The sequence below is a fragment of the Brevibacillus sp. genome, assembly GCF_003521185.1.
GTDB lineage: Bacteria > Bacillota > Bacilli > Brevibacillales > Brevibacillaceae > Brevibacillus > Brevibacillus parabrevis.
This window is the reverse complement of sequence record NZ_DOTK01000045.1, coordinates 62,750-86,327: the sequence shown is the minus strand read 5'-3', so window position 1 is coordinate 86,327 and position 23,578 is coordinate 62,750. Positions and strand designations below refer to the sequence as shown.

Genomic DNA, 23,578 nt, shown 5'->3' with positions numbered 1-23,578 from the left:
TTTCATGCGAAGGGACTCCTCCTGTTTGATTTCGCTTGATTTTGTTAGGGGTGTTTGCCATGAGTACGATACATGTGGGTGTCTGTGGCTGGGGCGATCATGACACGCTGTACGGACAAGGGGTGCGCAGCGGCGATAAATTGGCGGTGTACGCCAGCCATTTTCCGATTGTGGAAGTAGACAGCTCTTTTTACGCCATTTTACCACAGCGAAACTACGAGTCGTGGGTCCGGGACACTCCGGACCGTTTTGGATTTATCGTGAAGCCGCACCAGGCGATGACGGGCCATCAGCGGGGAGATGCGCCTGTGAACCGGCGCGAGCTGTTTCAACAGTTTGAGGAGAGCATCCAGCCGCTTGTCGAGGCCGGGAAGCTGAAGTCGCTTCTGTTTCAATTCCCGCCCTGGTTTGACTGCACCAGGGAACATGTTCATTATGTCCAAGCTTGCCGGCAAGCGATGAAGGCGTATCCGTTTGCGGTGGAGTTTCGCCATCAGAGCTGGTTCGAAGCGCGGTTTAGAGAGCGCACGCTGGACTTTTTACATAAAATCGAAGCCGTGCACGTCTTGTGCGATGAACCACAGGCGGGGCAAGGATCGGTTCCGATTGTGCCCGCCGTCACGCATTCTTCGCTGGCTCTCGTCCGGTTTCACGGGCGCAACAAATCGGGGTGGCGCGATCCGGGAGAAGGTCAAAAATGGCGCGATGTGCGCTACTTGTACCGCTACAGCGAGGAAGAACTGGCAGAGTGGCTTGTCCACATCCGGCAGATTGAGCAGGAAGCGGATGAAGTTTGCATTTTGTTCAACAATAACTCTGGAGGCGATGCGGCAGCGAACGCCAAGCAGTTTTCAGACATGCTGGGACTTGATCCGAGCGGTTTGAATCCCAGACAGATGGAGTTGTTTTAACAAGGAAGAAAGAAGGGGAGACATGCTTGTAGCCATCGCTGTTTTGTTTTTGGTGATCGGGGTGGTCGCCGGAGTCATTGGCAGTATCGCCGGGCTTGGCGGCGGCATCTTTTTTGTTCCGGCGTTGCTGTTTTTCGCCAACTGGTATGAGCCGAACTCCATGTCTCCGCAAGTAGCGGCAGCGACCTCGCTGCTTGTGATTGCGGTGACGGCGCTGTCCTCGTCCATATCGTATATCAAGCAAAAAAAAGTCGATATGCAAAGCGCCCTGCTTTTTTTTATTGGCAGCGCGCCTGGTGCTATCGTGGGTGTCTACCTTAATACATTACTAGCAACAGAAGATTTTACACTGCTTTTTGGCTTGTTTCAGTTGTGCATGTTCGTCATCCTGATGGTCAAGGACAAACTCCGGCCGCGCCAGATCAACTGGGAAATCAAGCGGCAGTTTGTCGACAACGAGGGCAATGAATACGAGTATGGATATAGCAGGGTGAGTGTCATTACGATCGCTTTTTTTGTCGGGATCACGTCTTCTTTGTTTGGCGTGGGTGGCGGAGTGTTGATGGTTCCGGCGATGATGCTGTTGTTCCGGTTTCCTCCGCACATTGCCACGGCGACCTCCATGCTGGTCATTTTTTTCTCGGCGGTGATCGGCTCGGTCACAAACATTTTTCACGATCATGTGAACTGGCTGTATGCGGCGATGCTGGCACCTGGCGCATGGGCGGGCGGCAAGCTGGGCGCTGTCATAGCCAGCAAGCTGAAAGGACGCACGATTGTGCTGTTCTTGCGCATCCTGATTTTGGCGATAGCTGTACAAATGATCATAAAAGCGATCATCGGTTGACCTTAGAGACAAAAGGGAGGGGAAAGTCGTGGCGGACACCTGGACCTTGCACTTGCTGCACACGAATGACCTGCATAGTCATTTCGAAAAAATGCCGCAGATTGCGACTTGCCTGAAAACAAGCCGCCAGCTGTGGGAGGCCCAACAGGAACATGTGCTGACAGTCGATATCGGGGATCATATGGATCGCATGGATGTCCGCTCGGAGGCAAGCTTCGGAAAAGCGAATGTCCAAGTCATGAACAGATGCGGCTACCAGTATGCGACGATCGGCAACAACGAGGGCATCACGCTGCCAAAAGAGAAGCTCGACGAGATGTACGAGCAAGCGGACTTCACGGTCATCGTCGGCAACTTGCTGGATAAGGCTACCTCGGCACCTCCACAGTGGGCTGTCCCCTATGCTATCCATACGCTTGGAGAGCTGCGGGTCGCTTTGCTTGGCATGACGATTCCTTTTTCTACTTATCAGAGCCTGGGCTGGGAAATTCTCGATCCGCTTCCGCTTATTCGTGAGCAGGTTGCTGCCTTGCGCTCTTCGGCGGATATTTTCATTTTGCTGTCTCATCTCGGTTATCAGACGGACTGCCGGATCGCCGCGGAAGTCGAAGGGCTGGACGTGATTTTGGGCGGTCATACGCACCATACGCTTCCGCACGGGGAACGGGTCGGAAACACGTTGATTGCCCAGACCGGGCGTTTTGGCGAGCACGTAGGCCACATCCGGCTTGTGTGGGATCGCGACGGCAAACAGATTGCGGATGTCTCGGCAGAGTTGTTTGACACCGCCAGCTACGCGCCGGATGAGGCGCTGCGCGATTTTTTGCAAAAGGAAAAGGCAGCGGCAGATGCCAGTCTGTTTCAGCCGATTGCTGAGCTGGAGCAGGATTTGCACGTCAACTGGACGGAGGAGACGCCGTTTGGCTCGTTTTTGGCGGCGAGCATTCGCAGATGGACCAAAGCAGAAGTGGGGATCGCCAACGGAGGACTGTTGCTGTCCGACTTGCATCAGGGCCGTCTGACGTTTGCCCAGCTTTTGGAAAGCGTGCCGCACCCGATCAACGCCTGCGCTGTCACGTTGACGGGGGAGCAGCTCGCCAGTGTGCTGGAGCAGGCGATCCAGCCGCAAATCGTGCATCGCGAGCTGCGCGGCTGCGGTTTTCGCGGCCAAATCGAAGGCTGGATGGCAGTGGACGGGCTGCGGATTCGTTATGAAGAGTCGGGGCAGCCGCACATCCTCGCGATCGAAGTCAACGGGCAACCGCTGATTCGCGAACGGGAGTATCGTGTCGGGACGGTTGACATGTTCATGTACAACCGCCTGTTTCCCGACTTGCTGCAAGGGCGGGAGATTGAATTTTTCCACCCGGAAATGCTTCGCGAAGTGATTGCCAGTACGATCACAGACCGAACTTTGGTGCAAAGCGCTTTTTTGCCGAGATGGGAAAAGGTGTCCCCTGAAAGTTCTGGGCATGCTATCGAATGAAGCAGGGGGGATGAGCCATGAGATTTATCGACGAAGTATACGAACTGTACAAAGGTCATTTCAACGGTGACGAAGAGGACATTACGGCCGTGGTGGTTGGCGTTTTGCACGAGCAGGACCGCGACGCCCTGCTCGGACTGGCGGAAGAAATGGACGAGGAAGAGCTGTTTCACATGATGGCTACTTATATGATTGAAGTGATGAAGCGCAAGGTCGCAATGGAAGACGAGCAGTTCCCGGCTGTGAACTTGCACTGATTCACACACTTTTCGCTCCTGTGTCATAGGATGGTAACGCAAAAGGCAGGAGAGAAAAGGAGGGAGCAGGATGGTCGAGGTATTGCCTATCCACTTTCCGGAAGGGACGGCGATTGCCGTCACGGTACGGCTTCCCAAGACGACATTGCTTGCGGTGACGACAGACAAAGGGTACATCATGTGCGGAGCATTGGACGTGGGTCTGTTGAATGAGCGGCTGGCGAGCCGGGAGATTTTGGCTGGCAGGGCTGTCGGCGTGAAAACGATTGAGGAGCTGCTGAATGCACCGCTGGAATCGGTGACGACAACAGCGGAGGCGCAAGGCATCACAGCGGGGATGATCGGACGGGAAGCGGTCGTCAAAATGCTGTAGCGATGATGAATTAACGGTTCAGAAATGGACAACGGAACGCCTTTGTCGATGAGACGAAGGTGTTTTTTGTTTTTAGACTGACCCCAATAAATGAAACAGCGGCGACCTAAGACCGGAAAAGAAAGCTTAGACTCGCCGCTGCTTTATTGAACTATCGCTCTCGTTAGATTAATCAACCATCGGTGCCTCGTAATTTTTTAACGGCATTCCTACGTATTCTCGGAAGGAGCGGACCCGATCCTTCTCAAACTCGAAGACGACCGAAAGCTCATTTTGGAAAGGCCTGCCGTACAGCAATCCTTCCGAGCGAAATACGACCATCCCGTAGCTCTCATTCTCTAGCTCGATCAGCGGTGTGAGGCTCATCTGAAATACCGAGCGCTCAAACCTGATTAATTCCTCGAACCGCTCTTGGCCTTGCTGCTTCTGATTCCAGCCTTCCAGCGGCAGCGGAACGAAGAAATGAAAATCATCCGTAACCTTTTTCAGGAAATCGCTTGTATTCCCTGTTTCGAAAGCACGCCTAAAAGCAGCAAATACTTCATGGATTTTCGTCATAACAAGCCTCCTCATTTCATTGTGTGATCCATCGCTTTATGCATCTAGATGCAGGGCTTCATTTTATAAGCTTAAGCTGGCTTGAAACTGTACCAAGGTGAATCCCTTCGTGGACCAGAGCAAAGTTGAACAGCTCGCCTGCGGTATCGAATTGGAATGGCCCCATGACATACGGCGATTTCAATGGTGCATCGAGCAGCTCAGGCGTCAGCTCGGATAGCCGGGAAAGCTGCATCGTCAGCAATTGAAGCAATTCTTCCTTGCTCGGGGGAGCTATCGTCCATGAAGCTGGCTTCGTACCGGACGTAAACAGCGCTTCATACTGATCCGGAATCAAGGATGGAGAATCGAAACAGAGCGTGGAGTACCGATCCATCCAAAAGATGATGTGACCGACATTCCAGCGGATTGTGTTGTGGAAGCCCATCGGTTGTATGTCGAACTGCTCCTCGGAAATGGCTTGAACCTGACCAATGACAACCTGACGAAGTACGTTAGCAGTGTGGATAATGGTTTGACTCATAAGATCATGCCTCCTTTTTTGTTGCTGCTCTCTTAATGCAAGTGTAGCTCTCCCCTGAATACGCAACAATCACACGATTCCGATGCAATTGATCGGTCTCACTAATCGATCGATTACCGATTCGTGCAAATCATCCATATAGTGGGTATACTGTAAAGGAGTCATTCGCTTCTAAGACGTGCAAAAAATGGAAAAGGGGCATGACGGTATGGAACTTAGACAACTCCAGTATTTTGCTGCCATCTGCAAGGAGATGCACTTCTCCAAAGCGGCAGAAAATCTCTGTACGACTCAGTCGAACCTCAGTCAACAAATTAAGTTTTTGGAAAATGAACTGGGACTTCCGCTATTTGATCGCATTGGGAGACGGATTGCTTTAACTGATGCGGGGCAAATCCTTTTGGAGCAGAGCAAGATCATCTTCGAACGCATTGACTACATTCAGGGGGCCATTGCGGACTTAAAGAAGGTAGATGGTGGCAAGCTGGATATCGGGATTCTTCCTGGTGACGGAGACCTTTTGTTTGACGCCCTTCTTATCGACTTTCATCGCTCGTACCCGAAGTTGTCGATTAAAGTCACGGAGTCGACAGATGTGTACGAACAGGTTGTCGACGGTATCCGGGATCTTGGCGTTACCACAACTCCTGACAAACCTGATGATCGTATCACCGTTATACCGCTGTTCCATGAGGAGTTCGTCTTGGCACTACGCTCGGATCACCCCGCTGCGAAAGCGAAAGCCATTCCCTTCGAGCAATTGCAGAATATGAAGCTGGTCATGTTCGGTTCGGAACATCAAATTTCAAAGGTCATTAATGCCTGCTGCCAGCAAAAGGGGATCAAGATCGATAGCCCGATTGTAACTTCCACCCTTTCGACATTGCTATCCTTGGTCGAGCAAGGCGTAGGAGCTTGCATTCTTCCCCGCTTGTTAGTGGACAATCTCAATCGCGATACGATCACCGCCGTCACCCTTTTGAATCCTACGCCAAGCCAGGATATTTGTATCATCTACCATGCGGACAGGTTTATGGGGAAAGCGGCCAAATTGTTCATCGAGGTACTGGAGTCTTATATTCAGAGAGTCATGGAAAACAGCAACCGATCGTTAGGCTGAACGTAGTTGACAGCATTAGATTCCTAAAAAGCGTTTCTATACAAAATAAATGCCCAATCCAACACATAAAGCCTCAAACATATTAGATGTACACAATATGTTTGAGGCTTTCATTTATATAGTTTTCTTAAATTAGGTGTTGATCATTTTCAGTTGAAAACTTTATTTTCTCAGAACAACTGGCATCTTGCGGGAAGTTTGGAAAGTCCGTCTCCGGCCAGTAAAAAAGGAAAACCGCGACAAAAGCAGATGGCTTATGGAAGCGAAATCAAGTTGCTGCTTAAAGGCGTGTTTTCCTTTTTTTGCTCCGACTGGGTAGGAGTCCGAAAGCTCTGCCGCTAGTTTCTCCTGTTTCCTTGGTCAACGTTAGGCTTTGGTCGGATTGGGATTTTTGAGGGATGATCTGGGGGAAATCCAGTGCGGCTAATGAACGATCTTTTGCATGGATGAGGTGCATTCAGCAATTGACTTCATGAAAAAACTTCATCATGTTTTCATGTCTTTTTGTTACTTACGTCCAACTCACCAGCCCTTGCCTCGCCCCGCCTAAAGTACCGATGAAGCGGACTACAAAGGGTCAGCCCAAGCAAGCTTCCTGCATTCAATCTTTCTTCGCCGCAGCAAAAGTACCTACCGATGACGCGTTCTACAAAGCGTCACCCAAACAAGCTTCCTGCATTCAATCTTTCCCTGCCACAGCAAAAAGTACCTACCGATAACGCAATCTCCCAAGCGTCACCCCAAGCAAGCTTTCTGTCATTCCGCATTTTCCTCAAAATTCCCCCCGGAAGTACCGATAACCTAAAAACATACCGCAGCTTCTTCCAAGCTATTTCACCTGTGTCTCCCGTCCATATGTCTAATTGAAAGACTTGAAAATTTTTCATGTAGAATTACGTCGAATCACGCTATAATAGGGATACTCTGATGAAAGGCGAAGGTTGGAAATGAGACTGAAATCCATTCAAAAATGCCAGCCGGGCGACAAGCTTGCCCGTTCCATCTATGCAGAAAACGGAACGGTACTCGTTGGGGCGGGAGTTGAACTGACCCAGCGAATGATCGGACGCCTCATGAGCAAGAACATCAACAGCCTGTACATACAAGATGAACGCACGGACGATATCATGGTGGATACAGTCATTTCCGAGGGCACGCGCAGACAGGCGATGTCCATTATTCACGATACGTTTCGCAGTGTCCAGGAGGTACCGCAAAAATGGCAGCAGCTGTTCACGGACAAGAACCTGGGCCGTCAGCTCAGACAGGTCATGGCTGCGGTAGCCGACGAGCTGAAAGGCAGCAAATCGGCGATCAACCTGTTGGCGGATGCCTGCGCCTTCGATAATTATATTTTCAGCCATTCCTTTAACGTCGCCCTCTACAGTACGGCTCTGGCGATTAATACAGGCTGTACAGAGCGGGAGATTCTCGATGTGTCTATTGGCGGCATGCTTCACGATATCGGGAAAGTGCAAATTCCGGACACGATTTTGAAAAAGCCGGGCCGCCTGACGCCAGAAGAGTTTGAAGTGATGAAAAAACATACCGAAATCGGTTTTGAAATGCTGCGCAGGCAAGACGACATCCCGTTGCTTGCTGCCCACTGCGCTTTTCAGCACCACGAGCGCTGGGACGGGTCCGGATATCCGCGCCATCTGAAGCAAGATCAAATTCACCCGTTCGGTCGCCTGATGGCGGTAGCGGATGTATTCGACGCCTTGACTTCCGATCGCATCTATCGCCGGGGAATGCTGCCCCACGAAGCGATGGAAGTGCTCTATTCCGGCTCGGGAAGACTGTTTGACCAGTTTTATGTAGAAGCGCTGCGCGACACCATCGCTCTGTACCCGGTCGGGTTGAGCGTCACGCTCAATACAGGGGTGTCAGGCATCGTGATTGATTTCAACAAAGGCATGCCAAGCCGCCCGCTCATTCGCATTTTGGTCGATGAAGATGGGCAGGAGCTGGCACAGCCGTATGAGTGCGACTTGTCTAAAATACTTTCGCTGATGATCGTCGCCTGCGGTGATCTCGTCTAGCCTGTTCGTTTACAGCCACTCTTTTTTCTTGAACAGGATGAACATCGTCAGCCCGATGAGCGCCATGCACCCGAGCACGACGTAATAGCCGTAGGGCGAATGCAGCTCTGGCATGAAGTCGAAGTTCATGCCGTAAATGCCCGTCACGATCGTGAGCGGCATGAAAATGGTGGTCAAAGCCGTAAACACGCGCATGATGTCGTTTGCCCGTCCGGCGAGGGCCGCCTGATAAGCTTCGCGCAAGTTCCCGATGAGGTCGCGGAATGTCTCGAAGTTTTCCACGATTTTACTCGCGTCCTCCCAAATATCGCCAAAGAACTTCCGCAGCTTCGGACGAATCAGCGGGAGTTCTTTTTTGTGCAGAGCGTCAATCAAATCGCGCTGCGGCAACAGCATTTTTCGCGCGTACAAAATCTCGCTTCGCAGCCCGATGATCTGTTCCAGGTGCGATTTGCGCGTCTTCATCAATATTTCCTCTTCCAGCGCTTCAATCAAGTCCTCGATTTTTTCCGTCACATCAAAATAACGATCGACAATTTGGTCAATCAGGTGATACAAAAACGTGTCCGGGTGATTCACTTCTTTTTCCCTGATAATCGGAAGCATGGAGGCAAATTCGGGAGCTTCCTGCTTCGTTACCGTAATAATCGCATGACTGCCGAAAAAAATATTGATCTCGCGCAAAAAAATATCCTGGTTGTGAAAAGCAATGCCGTTTAGCACGAGAAAATAATGATCGTCGTAAATTTGCAGCTTGGGCCGCTGTTCTTCTTCGTCGATACAGTCCTCGATTGCCAGAGGGTGGAGATCGTACAGCGGCTGTAAAATATCCAGATCAAACGGAGAAGCGTCAATCCAAAAAAAGCCTTGTCCGGGTGCTTGGGTAGCGTCCTCTATGTCATCGATCTGCGTGATGATCCCGTTTTCGATCAGTCGTATCTTCATGTTCGCATCTCCTGCCAGTAGATTGAGAGGTCGGCGGCAGACGCGGCAAAATCCGTGTGAGAATCAGCTCATAAGCCGTGCGCAGCGCTTCGCGGCTGGGCGGAGCCTGTGCGACCCGCCGTTTTTCTGGCGTACTCACGCTTGCATCGCCTCCTGATTGGACTGTCATTCTCATACGTATGAAAACATGCTCGTCTGCTTGCCTAAACGGTCAACATTCTTGGAATAGTGTACCGCACTTTCCATAAATTCATCTAGCCATTTTGACCAGCCGATGCGCGCAACAAAAAGGCATGGCAGCACAGCTTTTTTTGCATACTACGCCTAAGGTTCAAAAAAGCAAAGGTGGATGGATATGGAAAAAAGAAAACGATTTGGCTGGGCAGTCATTTTGGCCTGTGTATTGATCGCGGGAGGAGGGGGGCCTGCTCTGGCAGAGGAAGTGCGCCAGCCTCAGCAGCAACCAGGCGTTTTTGAGGAAATCCAGATCAAAAGACAGGACGTGACCGGAGACGGAAAGCCGGATGTCGTGACGCTGCTCGGTCAACGCTTTGCTGCGGACAGCCCGTATTTTGAAAAGCTGAAGGTCATGGTCCAAGATCCGGTCGCGAAAAAGACGACCTTTTTCACGACGGCGTACGGCGGTTATCAGCCGGACATGGCCTTTTGCGATTTTATCGGAAACGGCACCAAACAAATTTTGGTGCAAGCGCCTACGGGCGGAAGCGGGGGAACGTCCGACTTTTATTTGTTCAGCAACAAGGACAACAAGCCTGTTGTGCTGCCCGTGCCGCAGCCTTTGACGATTTCCGGCTCGTATCAGGACAACTACAAGGTTCCGATTTTGATCAAAGAGACGAATCAGACCACGGTTCTCGATTTGTCCGATCGCAAAAAAATATACGAAGAAAACGGCGTTTACAAAAACGGCAAGCTGGTGACGCCCACAGACGTGATGCCGAACAGTTTCAGCGTGCTTGCGCCTGTCGACGAAAACCGCGATGGCGTCTGCGAGCTGAAAGGTGTGCAGCGGGTGAGCGGTGTCGCGAATGCTGACACGATTGCCTACGTCGAGTCGCTTTGGAAATGGGACAAGACGAGCTGGAAGCTGCAAAAAGCGGAAGTGAAGAAAGCAGAGATGTAAAAATGAGGGCGCCGACTTCCCGTTCGGAAGCGCGGTTGCCCTCTTTTCTTGCTCATTTGGTTTACACTCTAGATCAAACGGGTATATAATTGAAAGGATATGCCAATTGGAAATAATTCGTTTACTCTACCTAATATGGTAATTCCAGCCATTTTTTAATCGGTCAAAAGGAGTTCGGCGTATGAGTACATGTCCATTTTCCAGCCTGTTTGGATTAAAAGGAAAAGCCAAAAAGGAGTCGTTTTTCCAGGATCACAAGGAACAAGGGAAGGTAAAGCTTCAAGGACAAAACACCCTCTCCAGGCAACTGGCTCTGATTCATCTGACAGAGGAGGACTTGTCGATCGTCAAAGCGCTTCAACCGCTCATCATTCAAAATATTGACAAAATTGTAGATTTCTTTTATTCGAATATCGAAACTGAGCCATTGCTCATGGACATTGTGGACAAGAACAGCACGATTCAAAGACTGAAAGGGACACTGACCCGGCACATCACCGAAATGTTCAATGGCTGTATAGATGCTGCTTACATCGAGCAGCGCAGCAAGATTGCCATCATACATATGCGAATCGGACTGGAACCGAAATGGTACATGAGCGCGTTCCAAAATCTGCTCGTTTCGATTATGGACATCTTGAACAAGCATATTGCCGACAAGAACGAGCTGATGGTGGCCCTTACGGCGGTGACCAAAATTCTCAACATCGAGCAGCAAATTGTGCTGGAAGAGTACGAGAACGAGCATGAGCGTGTTCGGCGTGCCGAGCAGGACAAAAAAGATGAGCTGCGGATCATGCTGACCAATTCCGCCCATGAGCTGGCAGCGGTATCGGAAGAAAACAGCGCGTCCGTCGAGCAGTTGACGGAGCAGTCGCGTGAGATGCTGCGCTATGCCGAAAACGGCACCGGATTTTCCAGCAAGGCGCAGGAGCTGTCCCGGGAGGGCAAGGAAAAGCTGGAAAAGCAGCAAGAACAGATGGGATTGATTCAGCAAAGCGTGAGGCAAATCTCCGGGGAAATGAACACGCTGGAGGACAATGCCGAAAAAATTCGCGGGATCGTCGATGTGGTAACGGCGATAGCCGAGCAGACGAATCTGCTTGCCCTAAACGCTGCGATTGAGGCGGCGAGAGCGGGCGAACAGGGACGAGGCTTTGCGGTCGTGGCTGACGAGGTGCGCAAGCTGGCGGAGCAGACGAAGAAGTCTGTCTTCGGCGTGCGGGAGCTGATTGAGAAAACGAACCAGCAAACAACAGTGCTGTCTTCGGTCGTTCTGGAAATTCAAGGGCTTGTTCAGTCGAGCAGCAAAATGACGGATGAGACGAACGCGTTTTTCGAAGGAATTATCGGCGCTGTAGCAGACAGCAAGGAGCAAAGCACGCACATTCAAAAAGAACTGGAAAACTTCTTCAAAGTCATGGAAGACATGAACCAGGCAGTGGCGCAAGTAGCCAGCTCTGCTGATGAGCTGTCCGAGATTACGGAAAATTTGTAGACGCGAAAAACCAGTACGACCGCTCTTTTGGCGGTGTACTGGTTTTTTTGTAACTTTTCCAATCCTACGTGGGGGATTGGACGGCGCGGTACTGACGGGAGTTTTGCAGCGGGGGCGTATACACATTGAGCGAGAGGACAGGTCCGTCTGTGTTGTTGCGAATGGCGTGAATCTCGCCGGGAGCGACGTAATAGCAATCTCCTGCGCTGACATGGGTCGTTTGTGCCCGAAAAACTTCGTCTTCGCGGTCAGCCGGGAGGTAGACGACATTGGTGAGCGTGCCGGATATGACCCACTCCCAGCCAAACGAGTCGCCATGGTTGTGCGGGATGGACTCCTGCCTGGCAGGAAGATGGATGAGAACGACCTCTACGTGAGGCGTGAGATACAAAATTTTGCGGCCATATGGAAGCTGTTCCGGTTGGGGAACGAGTGACGCGATATCGTCTGGGCAGAGCGCGAGTGAAGCGACAGCCTGCCTCAATTCGGTAGGACTGGGGCAAACAAGGGAGCCAAAGGCACGTTCCAATCGTTCCAGATTCATGACAAACCTCCAGGGCAAAAAAGATCTTCCCCCTTACCATATGAAAGACAGATGCAGTCTGACGTAGGAGAAGCGCCATTTTTTTGCAAAGGTTTTCCCGTTTTTCATGACAAGATAGGAGCGTCTCGTTATGATGGGAGTACGGCATGAGTTGCCGCACATAGACGGTTAAGGAACGGCCCCCGTCGAAAGTGACAGAACAAAAACGAGTCATGATTTTACACACTTACACACGAGGAGGCATGCGCATGTCAACTGCCATAATCAGTGTACGCACCCCGTAGATGGGGGCGTCAGTCTGAACCGCCTGTGATCAACAGGAGGTTTGGTACACATGAACATGAAAAAGTATTTGTACGTCAATGCGCTGTCCTCGCTCGGATCGCGAATGGACTTGATCGCGTGCAGCGCCTTGATTTTTACGTTTGAACATAGCGCGTTTTGGCTGATGGCTTTTTTTGTCGCCAGACAGGTGGGCGGAATGCTGTTCAGCCCGTTTGCTGGCATATTGGCAGACCGGATGGACAGAAGACAGGCGATGATCGCAAGCGACATCGGAGCGGGGCTGGCTTTGCTGGCGATTTTGCTCATTCCGCATCCATACGTTGTCGTCGCGGCGGCTTTTCTCAAAGGGATGCTGTACACGCTGTTTGCGATCAGCTTCCAGGCGTCATTGCCGCAGATGTTTGGACCGGAAAAATTGGCTTGGGTGAACAGTCTCAAGGTGAGGCTGGAATCGTTTGTCGGCATTGTCGGCTTCCTTTTGGGCGGCTTGTTAACCGATCATGTCGGCTATGCACTCGTCATTGGAGCAGACGCTGCGAGCTTTTTGTTTTCGGCAGCAATTTTGACGCGGATGCGCTGGGAGAGCAGAGCTACGCCGGACAAGGCGGAAAAAGCCGAAGGGAAAGAAACGGCAAGCGGCGGGATGCGCGCAGCTTTCGTATATTTGCAAGGAGCGCCCGTGCTGCTCGCGGTCAGTCTGCTGGCTGCGCCGCTGGCGATCAGTACGGCCGCGCACAACTACGGCTTGCCGTTTTTGGCCGATGGGCTAAGCCGTGGCGATGCTACCCTGCACGGGCTGATGTGGTCCGCGATGAGCGCAGGCGGGCTGGTTGGCGCTTACTTCGCCGTCCGTTTTTCCGTTGATTTTTGGCGTGGCTTGCTTGGCGCATACGGGCTGATGGCGCTGCTGGTCGTGGCGGCGTTTGCTGCCGATTGGACGGCGGGGGTGCTGTTGTTGCTCGGATGCGCCGGGCTTTTGAGCGGGGCGGCACAGGTGTACGAGGGCACGCTTTTGCAGCTGGCCAAAAATGAAGTGCGCGGCAAGGTGCTCGGGGTGCAGGGCTTTCTCGGCCGCAGCGGCTTTTTTATCGGTTTTCTTGGCGCACCGCTGTTAACGGCGGCGTGCGGCTTGTTCGGATTGGTTGTCTGTGCACAGGTGCTGCTGATTTTTGCGCTCGTCGGACTGGGCGTGTACGTGCAGAAAAGCGGGGGTGTTGCCGACTCTCGTCGCTGATAGTCTTTTTTCCCTTCTCCTACCATAGGATGTACCAATTGGGAGGTGACGGGATTGGCCATATTTCGACCCCGTCGGCGTTGGAGGAACCCGCTTTCTCGAACGAAAGCGTTTTTGATTGCGCTGGTTATTTTTGTGGTTTTGTCGATTCAGTCACTCGTCTTTTTGCAGCAACGGCTGGAACCGACGCTCTTGATCCTAGCAACCCAAAAAGCAGAGCAATTGGCAAAAGAAGCGATTACGGACGCAGTCACCAAACGAATTTCCCAGCAGGGCGTCGATTTCAACCAGATCGTCAAGATCGAGAAGAACAACGAAGGGCAGATTCAGGCGTACCAGTTTAACTTTAGGGAATACGCGAGAATTGTCGGCGAGACAACTTCACGAGTGCAGAACAAGCTTCAGGAATTTGAGACGGAAAAAGTCGATCGCACCATTCCGCTTGGCTTGGCGACAGGAAATACGTTTTTGGCGCAGATGGGACCGAATTTGCCTGTCACTTTTGTACCGATCGGCTCTGTGAAAACAAAGCTGGAGACAGAGTTGAAGGAGGCGGGCATCAACATGGTGCTCGCAACCGTCTACATTTTCGTGGAGGTCGATTTGCAGATTGTCATCCCGTTTGCCACCGAGGAGCAGACGATCACCACGAAAATCCCGATCACGCATTCACTGATTATCGGGGATGTGCCGCAGTATTTGTACAACAATCCGGAGGGCAAGCCGGATGTGCCCCGGGCGCAAATGGAAGGGGCAGACGATGCGCCATAGCGGACTTGGCGAATGGCGGGAACAACAAAAAAGCGGCAGCAGCGGGCTGTCGCTTTTTTCGTTCCGTGAAAAGGTGTCGGGGAAATCTACGGCTCACCTCAGGTGACGGTCAGCTCAATCACGCCCTCCTGGCTGCTGAGCGTGCCGCCGATCATGCTCCATGAGGTGTTTTTCTCCTGGTCCTGTCCCTGGATGATGATGTTTTTATCGTCGATCGTCTGGGCGTCGTTCACGAGCTTTTGCGATTGGAAAAAGTCCTGATTCCCGTTTTCGTATCTAGTCGAACGTTCTTAATTTGGTATACTTGACCAAATAATCATTGGCAAAAGGGGGAGAGATCCGACAATGACCAGAGCGTCGATAAAAGGCATCATTTTCGATATGGACAATACGTTGCTGCAATCCAAAATCAACTTTTTGGAAATGAAGCAGGCCATTTTTACCTTATGGGCTGAGCACGGGCTGTGCGAGCCGACTTTTGACTGGCGCAGCCACACCGCTTCGCAATTGATCGAAATGGGCAGAAAGTCGGGCCGGATGACGAGTCAGCTTGAGCAAACGATGTGGGAAGCCGTGACCGCGATTGAAAAAGCAGGGATGCACGAGGCTGTCCTGGAAGACCACGTCAAGGAAGTGCTCGCCCACCTAAAGGAACGGTATCATTTGTTCATTTTGACCAACAATGCCTACGCAGCCGCCGAGGAAGCGCTGAATCATACGGGAATCGCCGATTGTTTCCAGGAGATTGTCGCGCGCGAGCAGATGACGACACTCAAACCGCATCCGTCCGGGATTCACTACATCCGCGCCCAATACCCCAACTGGTCTGCTACGGCGTGGACGATGGTCGGAGATTCCTGGATTGACGGAAAAGCGGCGCACGGCGGGGAAGTGGCGTTTATCGCGTATCAGGGAGAGCGGGCGGACATGGAGCGCAACGAAGTGTCGCCGCGAGCGTACATCACGGACTTGCGCGAGCTGCTGGACATTTTGTAGCCGCGCTCGCGGAGAGCAGGAAAAGGACACTTCCACCTAAAAAAGTGACAGTTGACGAGAAATGTGTGCTATACTGTGCCTAACTGAATACCAGCCTTCAGGGTAGGGTGAAATTCCCGACCGGCGGTAATGACGAACGCACGTCTGAGCCCGCGACTCGCTATTGCTGTATGGATAGCGACTGACTTGGTGCAAATCCAAGGCCGACGGTAAAGTCCGGATGGGAGAAGGTGTCTTACAATAGCTTCGGCGGCTGTTTTTTCAAAAACAGAACTGTCACGAGGCTTTTTTCCCTACGCCCTGAGTATCGTTTGCTCGTGGGCGTTTTTTATTGGAAAACTGCATAGCGCAAAATCTTCAGGGCAGGGTGAAATTCCCGACCGGCGGTAATGACGTATGTACGTCTAAAGCCCGCGACTCGCTGATCGTTACGGTTTAGCGACTGATCTGGTGCAAATCCAGAGCCGACGGTAAAGTCCGGATGGAAGAAGAGCTGACCATGCTTTTTGGCATCCCTTTTGCAAAAAACGGATGCGATAAGGCTTCTTTCCTTATGCCCTGAGCCGCTAGTGGTTTCGAGGGCTTTTTGCATTGGCTGGAATCCGTGCATGAAAGAGGAGGTTTACATGGAGCAGGACATGCGGTTCATGGCACTGGCACTGGATTTGGCGCGCTCGGCAAACGGTCAGACGAGCCCCAATCCGCTCGTCGGTGCAGTCCTGGTAAACAACGGAGAGGTAGTAGGCATGGGAGCGCATTTGCGTGCAGGCGAACCTCATGCAGAAGTGCACGCTCTGCGGATGGCAGGGCAAAAAGCGGCTGGCGCTACGCTGTATGTCACATTGGAGCCGTGCAGTCATCACGGCAAAACGCCTCCGTGCGCCGAGGCGGTGATCGCGGCTGGCATCCGGCGTGCCGTGATCGCCACGCTGGACCCGAATCCGCTCGTCGCGGGAAAAGGCGCGGAGAAGCTGCGGGCAGCAGGCGTGGAAGTGGTTGTCGGCGTGCATGAAGCGGAAGCGAAAAAGCTGAATGAAGTCTTTTTCCACTTTATCAAGACGCGGCGTCCGTTTGTGACGATCAAAACAGCGAGCACGCTGGATGGCAAGATCGCTACCGAAAGCGGGCACAGCCGCTGGATAACGGGTGCGCGGGCGCGGGGGGAAGTGCACGAGCTGCGCAGACAGCACGACGCGATCCTGGTCGGAGTAGGCACGGTGCTTGCGGACGATCCGCTTTTGACGGCGAGACTGGACGGGCAAGCGCATGGGCGACAGCCTGTGCGTATCATCTGGGACAGTCAGCTGCGCACGCCGCTCGGGGCCAACGTGATTCAAAATACGGATGCGCCCACCTGGATTTTTACGACGAAAGCTGCGGCGCAAGCGAAGCAGGAGGCTTTTGCGGAAAAAGGTATCCGGCTGTTCGTGGCAGATGAGCAGATTAGGGTGGACGAGGTGCTGGACACGCTGGGCGAATGGGGAATCACTTCGCTTCTCGTCGAAGGCGGGGCCGCGGTCAACGGAGCGTTTTTGCAGGCGCGGGCGATTCAAAAAGTGATCAGCTACGTGTCGCTGAAAATGATTGGCGGTGGCCAGGCGCCGACACCGTTTGGAGGACAAGGCTTTTCCACGATGGATCAGGCGGTCAAGCTGGCGAATCCGACCGTTGAGCAACTGGATGAGCTGGACTTGCGGATCAGCGGCTATCCACAGTGGGAGTGAGGACAAAAAAGCGAATCGGAGACAGACGGCTTTGTTTCACCGAGGCCGATGGCTGCTTTCCGGTGTTATAAACCGTGTAAAAAGAGGAGGAAAGCCGATGTTTACCGGACTGGTAGAAGAGCTGGGCACGGTGGAATCGCTCACGGGCAACGATCAGGCGAGTCAGCTCGTGATCCGGGCGCAGCGGGTGCTCGAAGGTGTGCAGCTGGGCGACAGCATCGCAGTCAACGGGATTTGCCTGACGGTTACTTCGTTTACGCAGCGGCATTTTCAGGTCGACGTCATGCCGGAAACGATGAAAAAGACGAGCCTGCGCCATCTGCGAGCGGGCCAGCGAGTCAACCTGGAGCGGGCGATGCGCTTGGGCGACCGTTTTGGCGGGCATATCGTCTCCGGGCACGTGGACGGGACAGGCACGATCGTGTCGCGACAGCCGCACGCCAACGCTGTGCTGTTTAAGATCGAAGCGAGCGCGGAGCTGTTGAAATACGTCATCGAGCGCGGCTCGATTTGCGTGGATGGCATCAGTCTCACTGTGGTGGAAGCTGCGGATACGCATTTCAGCGTGTCGATCATCCCGCACACGCTGGCGCAGACCAGCTTGCAGGATCGGCGTGCAGGCGATCAGGTGAATCTGGAGACAGACGTCATCGGCAAGTATGTAGAGCGGCTTTTGGGAGATCGCGGCCAGCAAAGGAGCGGGCAAGCGGCAGGCTCGACGATCAGCATGGCTTTTTTGCAGGAAAATGGATTTGTCTGAACGAGGAGGGAAGTCCCATGTTTCATCAGATAGAAGAGGCATTGGAAGATTTGCGCCAAGGGAAAGCGATTATCGTAGTGGATGACGAAGATCGGGAAAACGAAGGGGATTTCGTCTGCCTGGCGGAAGCGGCGACACCGGAGATGATCAACTTCATGGCAACGCATGGGCGCGGGCTGGTCTGCGTGCCGATTACGCAAGAGCGCGCGGCCAGATTGAAGCTTGCTCCGATGGTCGAAGACAACACAGACAAGCAAGGGACGGCTTTTACCGTCTCGATTGATGAGGCGAGCACGCATACAGGAATCTCAGCCCATGAGCGTTCGCAGACAGTGCTGGCGATGCTGGATGAGCAGAAGACAGCCGAAGATTTCCGCAAGCCGGGGCATATTTTTCCGTTGATAGCAAAAGCGGGCGGCGTGTTGCGCCGGGCTGGTCACACGGAGGCGGCCGTCGATCTCGCGGAGATGGCTGGCAGTGCTGCGGCAGGCGTGATTTGCGAGATTATGAATGAAGACGGCTCGATGGCCCGGTTGCCGCAGTTGGTAGAGATTGCGCGGCGGTTTGAGCTGAAGCTGATCACGATTGCCGATTTGATCGCGTATCGGATGCGCACGGAATCGCATGTGCACAAAGAAATCGAAGTGAATCTCCCGACGAGCTTCGGCGATTTTCGGATCGCGGCCTATACGAACGAAGTAGATGGCAAAGAACACGTAGCGCTCATCAAGGGCGAGATCGACTCGGACAAGCCGGTTCTCGTCCGGGTGCACTCCGAATGCCTGACCGGGGATATTTTTGGCTCCGAGCGATGCGACTGCGGGCCGCAACTGCATGCTGCGCTTGCGCAAATCGAGGCGGAGGGCGCGGGCATTCTTTTGTACATGCGCCAAGAAGGACGCGGCATCGGGCTGATTAACAAGCTCAAGGCGTACAAGCTCCAGGAGGAAGGGCTTGATACGGTGGAAGCAAACGAAAAGCTGGGCTTTGCGGCCGATTTGCGAGAGTACGGGATTGGTGCGCAAATTCTTCGCGACCTCGGAGTGCGCAGGATGCGCCTTTTGACCAACAATCCTCGCAAAATTCGCGGGCTGGACGGCTACGGGCTGAAAGTAGAAGAAAGAGTGCCGTTGCAAATGCAGGTGCAACCGCACAATCAGCGATATTTGACAACCAAGCAAACGAAGCTGGGGCACTTGCTCCACCTATAATGCAAAGGAGAGTGAACGGAATGAGAACATTTGAAGGACATCTGGTAGGGACAGGACTGCGCGTAGGGATTGTAGCAGGGCGATTTAACGAACTGATCGTCAGCAAGCTGGTTGGCGGCGCTCTCGATGCTTTGAAGCGCCACGGTGTGGAAGAGGAAAACGTCGATGTGGCATGGGTGCCAGGCGCATTTGAAATTCCGCTGATTGCCAAAAAAATGGCGGAATCCGGCCGTTACGACGCGGTAGTGACGCTGGGCGCCGTGATTCGCGGCGCAACTCCGCACTTTGATTACGTGTGCAACGAAGCGGCCAAAGGAGTTGCTTCCTTGTCGCTGTCCACAGGGATTCCGGTTATTTTCGGCGTGCTGACGACAGACAATATTGAGCAAGCGATTGAGCGTGCTGGAACGAAAGCAGGCAACAAAGGCTGGGAGGCCGCTGCGGCTGCGATTGAAATGGCGAATCTGTCGAAGCAGTTTGCCTAAACGAGAACAGTATAGCATGAGAAGGCGAGAAGCGGGGGCTGAGGCTCCCGTTTTTGCATGGATAAAAACGCCTATGGATGGATAAAATCACCACCTATCGGTCAAAGTAAGAAGGATTTTCCTGTAGATCGGGGGATTCAAGATGGAGCCGACAGATTGGTGGAGAGCGCAAGTATTCAAAGTGGCACAAGCCAAGAGCGGTGGCGCGTCGCCTTCGCGTGGCGAGCGAATCACGCCGGAAATGATCAAACAGCAAATGCACAACGTGGATGACCTCAGCAGCCTGGCTTTGACGATCAATGACGAAGAGGTTCACGTTTTTTTTCTAGATACGATGGTGGAACTGGCGCAGTTGTATGAAAACGTGTTTTTGCCGTTGCAGCGCTCGGACGGCAGAGATCCGTTGACCGTGCTTCCTTACGCGCAGCCGTGTCGCGAAGGCAACCTGGACTTGCTGCTTGCCAATTTGCTGCGCGGCCATACGATCCTGTTTTTTCTGGAACGGGAGCTTATTTTGCACGTCAATACGTTTCAGGTCGAGCATCGTGCGATTACCAAGTCGGAGAGCGAGGCGACGGTTCTCGGCCCGCAGGATTCGTTTGTGGAGATGCTGGAGATCAACCTGTCGCTCTTGCGCCGCAGATTGACGACGCCCAACCTGAAAATTGTCGCCTACACGATCGGCACAGAGACGCAAAACCGGGTAGCGGTCCTGTACCTGGAAAATATCGCGAACGAGATCAACGTCGAACGCGTGAAGACACGCATCCAAAACGTCGAGTATCAAGGCTTCGTCGGATTGCCTGTCTTGAAACAAATGCTCGAAGACAAGCCGTACTCGCCGTTTCCCCAGTTCGGGCTGACCAGTCGCCCAGACAATGTGGCAGCGGCACTGCTGGATGGCAGAATCATCATTATGCTGAACGGAAGCCCTGAAGCAGTGATCTGCCCGGCCTCTTTTCTGGAGATGTTCAGCAGCCCCGAGGACTTCTACAATCGCTGGTCAACGGCGAGCTTGCTGCGAATGATCCGCTTTTTCGGGCTGTTTGTGACAATTTTGCTTACTTCCAGCTACGTATCCGTCCTGACTTTTCACCCGGAAATGCTCCCTCCCGCCTTGCTGACGATTTTGTCTGAATCGCGCAGCCAGGTGCCTTTTCCTCCGGTCATCGAGGTGATCTTCATCGAGCTGGTTATCGAGATTTTGCGTGAAGCCGGGATACGCATGCCGACGAAAATCGGTCAGACGATCGGGATCGTGGGCGGGATTGTCATCGGAACAGCGTCCGTTCAAGCGGGATTGGCCAGCAACATCTTGATTGTTCTCGTCTCCGTCTCGGCCCTGCTTTCGTTTGTTCCGCCCAATTTTTTGATGAGCAACGCGATTCGTCTCGTTCGTTACGGTTTTATTTTGATGGCAGGCATGATGGGGATGTACGGTCAGATGCTGATGCTTGCTTTTTTGTTTGCGCATTTGCTCAACCTGACCTCTTTGGGCACTCCTTACATGGCTCCGGGTGTGCCGCGCCAGTGGACGGATTTGTTTAATGGCCTGGTGCGCGCGCCGATGAAGTTCATCGTCTATCGCAACCGCATGTCCAGAGCAAAACGCAAACAGGCGCGGCCCGTTGGTGAGGAGTAGATAGATGGACAGAGGAAAGATTCACAGCCTGAATCCGATCCATGTAATCGGGCTGATCATCAATTCAATGGTCGGCGTCAACCTGCTGTCGCTTTCTCATTTTGCCAGCAAAATGGGCTATAACTTGTGGATGGCGCCGATTTTGCTCGGAATCATTGTGACGCTGACGGTCTTTCCGATGATCGCGCTGTGCAGCCGCTACCCGGGAGATACGCTGTTCGGGATTCATGAAAAGTTGCTGGGGAAGTGGCTGGGTAGCTGCCTGAACGTCCTGGTCATCGTCTACGCCATCCTGAACACATCGACAGCGAATGAAGGATACGTCCGGCTTTTGCAAACCTCGATGCTCAACAACCAGACGATCACCATGCCGTTGCTTGGTTTGACACTCGTCATGATGTACATTACGAACGGCGGAATCAAGCTCGTAGCGAGGTTTTGCCTGCTGGCCCTGTTTTTTACGGGGTGGATGCTGGTGTTGCTGCATTACGGTTTTCAAAAAGGCGGGCTGTCGCATATTTTTCCGCTTTTCAATACCGATCTGGCCAGTGTGCTTGATGCGCTTAACCAATCCTCAGGCAGTATGCTGGGGTACGAAATTTTGTTGATTTACTACCCGTTTATCATCGAAAAGAACAGAGCGCGGCGCCATGTGTTGATCGGCGTATGGACGGTCGTTTTCTTCTACGTGTTGGTGCTGCTCACGAGTGTGGCGTATTTTTCCGAATGGCAGGTGGCGAATCTCGTCTACCCGATTTTGAATCTGTTCAAGGCTGTCGAGCTGTCCTTTTTGGAGCGGGTAGAAAATTTGGGAATCGGTCTGTGGGTATTTCTCATTCTCAGCACGTCGACCGCGTACTTGTGGATGGCGCGTACGGGGATGGAACAATTGGCGGGGAAACGTCGCTTATGGCATCTCTTGTTGCCGTCCGCGATTTCTTACTTTATGATTCACGGCCCTCTGTCCGTGGAAGCGCAACGCTACCTGTATGACCAGCTGACTGTTTACTTCGCGTACGGCTTGATCTTGTGGCCGATCTTTTTGCTGATGCTGCACGCTTTGCGGCGAGGAAAGGGGGAGAAGGTGTCATGAGATGGGGCAGCTGGCTCTTTTTGATCGCACTCCTTTCCTGCACGCTTGCGGGCTGTGCCGCCGAATATGAACGTCCGGCGCTTGAAGACATGGCGATGATCGGCGTGATGGGGTTCGACTATGTCGATGATACGCAAATGAAGGTGCTGGTCTCCATTCCGGTTCCGGCAAAAGGCAAGGAAACGACGCAAATTTATGCGACCCAGGCTTCGATGACCAGTGAAGCGATGCTGGCGTTGGCTCCCAAAGTGGAGCGGACGATTACTTTATCGCAGCTGCGCGTCATTTTGTTCAGCGAGGAACTTGCCCGAAAAAGCGGGATTGGCAAAGTCGTGCTCGATTTGTACCGGAATCCGATTGTGGGCGAAAACGTGTTTATCGCCATCGTCAAAGGCAAAGTAGAGGATGTCATCAGAGGGAAGTACAAGAACAAGCCGGAAATCAACACGTATTTGAACGACTTGCTGCGTCCGAGAGTGGAGACGGCGTTTTCGTCTTTTTCCACGATTCACGATTTTGTCTTCATGATGACCAGCAATATAGGCGATCCGAATTTGCCGTATTTGGTCAAGCAAGACGGGAGCATCGAGATTGCCCAAGTTGCGTTATTGCGAAAGGACAAGATGATTGGCCTGTACTCGCAGCGCGAAGGGAAGCTGGTGCAATGCTTGTTGGGACGCAAGCGGCTCCCCCGCGTCAAGTTCGGGTTTGGCGGCCCGGACGCTGCGGAGGAGAACGCCGACATGGAAGAGATCATTTTCGACTTCGTCTGGTCGAAATCAAAAGTGCGGAGCAATGGCAATACGAAAAAGCCGGTCATTCATATCGACCTGGAACTGCGCGGCGTGGTCGTCGGCTATGATGGAAAGAAAAACTTGGATAAGCGTCCGCAGATCACCAAGCTGGTCAAACAAATGGAAAAGCGGATTCAAAGTGAAACGAAAACCATGCTGAAAAACTATCAAAAATGGGGCGTCGATCCGGCTGGCTTGGAGGAAAGCCTCCGGCAGAAATACCATGGGAAATGGACGCGGGAAAAAGGATTGGCCCTCTACAAGAAGGCCGATCTCAACATCAAGGTCAAACTGGACATTCTCGGCTACGGAACCATCAAATAAGGGGGAGCAGG

25 protein-coding genes and 2 riboswitches are annotated in these 23,578 nt (G+C 52.8%); of the genes, 19 read left to right on the top strand and 6 right to left on the bottom strand.

Going from position 1 to position 23,578, the window contains the following annotated elements; genetic code table 11:
* Positions 1-59 precede the first annotated feature (59 nt).
* From DEP07_RS13705 to DEP07_RS13685, 5 genes are all read left to right on the top strand, one after another.
* The gene (locus DEP07_RS13705; protein WP_242774449.1) at positions 60-911 is read left to right on the top strand and encodes a DUF72 domain-containing protein; all 852 of its coding nucleotides are present in this window, start codon (positions 60-62) and stop codon (positions 909-911) included.
* Between the two features lie 22 nt (positions 912-933).
* On the top strand, positions 934-1,758 hold the full coding sequence (locus tag DEP07_RS13700; protein WP_122964473.1) for a sulfite exporter TauE/SafE family protein: 825 nt from the start codon (positions 934-936) through the stop codon (positions 1,756-1,758).
* 28 nt (positions 1,759-1,786) lie between these two features.
* On the top strand, positions 1,787-3,244 hold the full coding sequence (locus DEP07_RS13695) for a bifunctional metallophosphatase/5'-nucleotidase (protein WP_287102611.1): 1,458 nt from the start codon (positions 1,787-1,789) through the stop codon (positions 3,242-3,244).
* A 17-nt stretch (positions 3,245-3,261) separates the two neighbouring features.
* Positions 3,262-3,501 carry a DUF6154 family protein gene (locus DEP07_RS13690; RefSeq protein ID WP_122964475.1) on the top strand — a complete coding sequence of 80 codons (240 nt, stop codon included), beginning with the start codon at positions 3,262-3,264 and terminating at the stop codon, positions 3,499-3,501.
* Positions 3,502-3,571: 70 nt separating this feature from the next.
* Positions 3,572-3,874 (top strand): YunC family protein, encoded by a 303-nt coding sequence (locus tag DEP07_RS13685; protein ID WP_063227347.1) that lies wholly within the window; start codon positions 3,572-3,574, stop codon positions 3,872-3,874.
* 168 nt (positions 3,875-4,042) lie between these two features.
* On the opposite strand, the gene DEP07_RS13680 is transcribed toward DEP07_RS13685, so the two are convergent.
* The gene (locus DEP07_RS13680; RefSeq protein ID WP_370641083.1) at positions 4,043-4,432 is read right to left on the bottom strand and encodes a nuclear transport factor 2 family protein; all 390 of its coding nucleotides are present in this window, start codon (positions 4,430-4,432) and stop codon (positions 4,043-4,045) included.
* A gap of 58 nt (positions 4,433-4,490) precedes the next feature.
* Positions 4,491-4,955: a DinB family protein gene (locus tag DEP07_RS13675; RefSeq protein ID WP_287102610.1), complete on the bottom strand. Its 465-nt coding sequence runs from the start codon at positions 4,953-4,955 to the stop codon at positions 4,491-4,493.
* Positions 4,956-5,163: 208 nt separating this feature from the next.
* Here DEP07_RS13675 and DEP07_RS13670 point away from each other — a divergent pair, with 208 nt between their 5' ends.
* Positions 5,164-6,075 (top strand): LysR family transcriptional regulator, encoded by a 912-nt coding sequence (locus DEP07_RS13670; RefSeq protein WP_173599641.1) that lies wholly within the window; start codon positions 5,164-5,166, stop codon positions 6,073-6,075.
* Between the two features lie 947 nt (positions 6,076-7,022).
* Entirely contained in the window at positions 7,023-8,117 is a 1,095-nt protein-coding gene (locus DEP07_RS13665) for an HD-GYP domain-containing protein (RefSeq protein WP_122964479.1), read from the top strand.
* 9 nt (positions 8,118-8,126) lie between these two features.
* Here the strand turns inward: DEP07_RS13665 and corA are convergent, their stop codons facing one another.
* Positions 8,127-9,062, bottom strand: a complete 936-nt coding sequence (gene corA / locus DEP07_RS13660; RefSeq protein ID WP_122964480.1) for a magnesium/cobalt transporter CorA — start codon at positions 9,060-9,062, stop codon at positions 8,127-8,129.
* Positions 9,016-9,201 carry a hypothetical protein gene (locus tag DEP07_RS13655; RefSeq protein WP_141254221.1) on the bottom strand — a complete coding sequence of 62 codons (186 nt, stop codon included), beginning with the start codon at positions 9,199-9,201 and terminating at the stop codon, positions 9,016-9,018. The genes corA and DEP07_RS13655 overlap by 47 nt, the downstream gene beginning before the upstream one ends.
* Before the next feature lie 216 nt (positions 9,202-9,417).
* Between DEP07_RS13655 and DEP07_RS13650 the strand changes: the two genes are divergently transcribed.
* A complete protein-coding gene (locus DEP07_RS13650; protein WP_280648568.1) occupies positions 9,418-10,206 on the top strand; it encodes a hypothetical protein in 789 nt (262 codons plus the stop codon).
* 181 nt (positions 10,207-10,387) lie between these two features.
* Positions 10,388-11,704: a globin-coupled sensor protein gene (locus tag DEP07_RS13645; RefSeq protein ID WP_122964481.1), complete on the top strand. Its 1,317-nt coding sequence runs from the start codon at positions 10,388-10,390 to the stop codon at positions 11,702-11,704.
* A gap of 64 nt (positions 11,705-11,768) precedes the next feature.
* Here the strand turns inward: DEP07_RS13645 and DEP07_RS13640 are convergent, their stop codons facing one another.
* On the bottom strand, positions 11,769-12,248 hold the full coding sequence (locus DEP07_RS13640; RefSeq protein WP_173596735.1) for a cysteine dioxygenase: 480 nt from the start codon (positions 12,246-12,248) through the stop codon (positions 11,769-11,771).
* A 334-nt stretch (positions 12,249-12,582) separates the two neighbouring features.
* Here DEP07_RS13640 and DEP07_RS13635 point away from each other — a divergent pair, with 334 nt between their 5' ends.
* Positions 12,583-13,767, top strand: coding sequence for an MFS transporter (locus DEP07_RS13635; RefSeq protein WP_173596736.1), 1,185 nt, complete (start codon positions 12,583-12,585; stop codon positions 13,765-13,767).
* 45 nt (positions 13,768-13,812) lie between these two features.
* Positions 13,813-14,538 (top strand): sporulation protein YunB, encoded by a 726-nt coding sequence (yunB, locus tag DEP07_RS13630; RefSeq protein WP_122964484.1) that lies wholly within the window; start codon positions 13,813-13,815, stop codon positions 14,536-14,538.
* A gap of 98 nt (positions 14,539-14,636) precedes the next feature.
* On the opposite strand, the gene DEP07_RS13625 is transcribed toward yunB, so the two are convergent.
* Entirely contained in the window at positions 14,637-14,771 is a 135-nt protein-coding gene (locus DEP07_RS13625) for a hypothetical protein (protein ID WP_256436777.1), read from the bottom strand.
* 112 nt (positions 14,772-14,883) lie between these two features.
* On the opposite strand from DEP07_RS13625, the gene DEP07_RS13620 reads away from it, so the two are divergent.
* From DEP07_RS13620 to DEP07_RS13585, 8 genes are all read left to right on the top strand, one after another.
* The gene (locus tag DEP07_RS13620; RefSeq protein ID WP_122964485.1) at positions 14,884-15,534 is read left to right on the top strand and encodes an HAD family hydrolase; all 651 of its coding nucleotides are present in this window, start codon (positions 14,884-14,886) and stop codon (positions 15,532-15,534) included.
* A gap of 89 nt (positions 15,535-15,623) precedes the next feature.
* Positions 15,624-15,770: riboswitch (FMN riboswitch) on the top strand.
* Between the two features lie 113 nt (positions 15,771-15,883).
* Positions 15,884-16,031, top strand: a riboswitch (FMN riboswitch).
* 129 nt (positions 16,032-16,160) lie between these two features.
* Positions 16,161-17,258 carry a bifunctional diaminohydroxyphosphoribosylaminopyrimidine deaminase/5-amino-6-(5-phosphoribosylamino)uracil reductase RibD gene (gene ribD / locus DEP07_RS13615; RefSeq protein ID WP_287102609.1) on the top strand — a complete coding sequence of 366 codons (1,098 nt, stop codon included), beginning with the start codon at positions 16,161-16,163 and terminating at the stop codon, positions 17,256-17,258.
* 97 nt (positions 17,259-17,355) lie between these two features.
* Positions 17,356-18,018 carry a riboflavin synthase gene (locus DEP07_RS13610; RefSeq protein WP_287102608.1) on the top strand — a complete coding sequence of 221 codons (663 nt, stop codon included), beginning with the start codon at positions 17,356-17,358 and terminating at the stop codon, positions 18,016-18,018.
* 17 nt (positions 18,019-18,035) lie between these two features.
* Complete coding sequence (locus tag DEP07_RS13605; RefSeq protein WP_280648566.1) at positions 18,036-19,229, top strand: bifunctional 3,4-dihydroxy-2-butanone-4-phosphate synthase/GTP cyclohydrolase II; 1,194 nt, start codon at positions 18,036-18,038, stop codon at positions 19,227-19,229.
* 20 nt (positions 19,230-19,249) lie between these two features.
* Entirely contained in the window at positions 19,250-19,714 is a 465-nt protein-coding gene (gene ribH, locus DEP07_RS13600) for a 6,7-dimethyl-8-ribityllumazine synthase (protein WP_122964489.1), read from the top strand.
* A gap of 142 nt (positions 19,715-19,856) precedes the next feature.
* Entirely contained in the window at positions 19,857-21,356 is a 1,500-nt protein-coding gene (locus tag DEP07_RS13595) for a spore germination protein (RefSeq protein WP_274874337.1), read from the top strand.
* A 4-nt stretch (positions 21,357-21,360) separates the two neighbouring features.
* The gene (locus DEP07_RS13590) at positions 21,361-22,449 is read left to right on the top strand and encodes a GerAB/ArcD/ProY family transporter (protein ID WP_287102607.1); all 1,089 of its coding nucleotides are present in this window, start codon (positions 21,361-21,363) and stop codon (positions 22,447-22,449) included.
* Positions 22,446-23,567, top strand: a complete 1,122-nt coding sequence (locus DEP07_RS13585; protein WP_274874335.1) for a Ger(x)C family spore germination protein — start codon at positions 22,446-22,448, stop codon at positions 23,565-23,567. The genes DEP07_RS13590 and DEP07_RS13585 overlap by 4 nt, the downstream gene beginning before the upstream one ends.
* The last annotated feature ends 11 nt before the right edge of the window (positions 23,568-23,578 follow it).

Coding starts and splice junctions, on each gene's coding strand:
- ribH (WP_122964489.1), top strand. CDS start 19,250: ATGAGAACATTTGAAGGACATCTGGTAGGGACAGGACTGCGCGTAGGG.
- DEP07_RS13705 (WP_242774449.1), top strand. CDS start 60: ATGAGTACGATACATGTGGGTGTCTGTGGCTGGGGCGATCATGACACG.
- DEP07_RS13605 (WP_280648566.1), top strand. CDS start 18,036: ATGTTTCATCAGATAGAAGAGGCATTGGAAGATTTGCGCCAAGGGAAA.
- DEP07_RS13590 (WP_287102607.1), top strand. CDS start 21,361: ATGGACAGAGGAAAGATTCACAGCCTGAATCCGATCCATGTAATCGGG.
- DEP07_RS13620 (WP_122964485.1), top strand. CDS start 14,884: ATGACCAGAGCGTCGATAAAAGGCATCATTTTCGATATGGACAATACG.
- DEP07_RS13670 (WP_173599641.1), top strand. CDS start 5,164: ATGGAACTTAGACAACTCCAGTATTTTGCTGCCATCTGCAAGGAGATG.
- DEP07_RS13640 (WP_173596735.1), bottom strand. CDS start 12,248: ATGAATCTGGAACGATTGGAACGTGCCTTTGGCTCCCTTGTTTGCCCC.
- DEP07_RS13690 (WP_122964475.1), top strand. CDS start 3,262: ATGAGATTTATCGACGAAGTATACGAACTGTACAAAGGTCATTTCAAC.
- DEP07_RS13700 (WP_122964473.1), top strand. CDS start 934: ATGCTTGTAGCCATCGCTGTTTTGTTTTTGGTGATCGGGGTGGTCGCC.
- DEP07_RS13685 (WP_063227347.1), top strand. CDS start 3,572: ATGGTCGAGGTATTGCCTATCCACTTTCCGGAAGGGACGGCGATTGCC.
- DEP07_RS13650 (WP_280648568.1), top strand. CDS start 9,418: ATGGAAAAAAGAAAACGATTTGGCTGGGCAGTCATTTTGGCCTGTGTA.
- DEP07_RS13595 (WP_274874337.1), top strand. CDS start 19,857: ATGGAGCCGACAGATTGGTGGAGAGCGCAAGTATTCAAAGTGGCACAA.
- DEP07_RS13680 (WP_370641083.1), bottom strand. CDS start 4,432: ATGACGAAAATCCATGAAGTATTTGCTGCTTTTAGGCGTGCTTTCGAA.
- DEP07_RS13665 (WP_122964479.1), top strand. CDS start 7,023: ATGAGACTGAAATCCATTCAAAAATGCCAGCCGGGCGACAAGCTTGCC.
- DEP07_RS13610 (WP_287102608.1), top strand. CDS start 17,356: ATGTTTACCGGACTGGTAGAAGAGCTGGGCACGGTGGAATCGCTCACG.
- DEP07_RS13675 (WP_287102610.1), bottom strand. CDS start 4,955: ATGAGTCAAACCATTATCCACACTGCTAACGTACTTCGTCAGGTTGTC.
- corA (WP_122964480.1), bottom strand. CDS start 9,062: ATGAAGATACGACTGATCGAAAACGGGATCATCACGCAGATCGATGAC.
- DEP07_RS13585 (WP_274874335.1), top strand. CDS start 22,446: ATGAGATGGGGCAGCTGGCTCTTTTTGATCGCACTCCTTTCCTGCACG.
- DEP07_RS13635 (WP_173596736.1), top strand. CDS start 12,583: ATGAACATGAAAAAGTATTTGTACGTCAATGCGCTGTCCTCGCTCGGA.
- DEP07_RS13645 (WP_122964481.1), top strand. CDS start 10,388: ATGAGTACATGTCCATTTTCCAGCCTGTTTGGATTAAAAGGAAAAGCC.
- ribD (WP_287102609.1), top strand. CDS start 16,161: ATGGAGCAGGACATGCGGTTCATGGCACTGGCACTGGATTTGGCGCGC.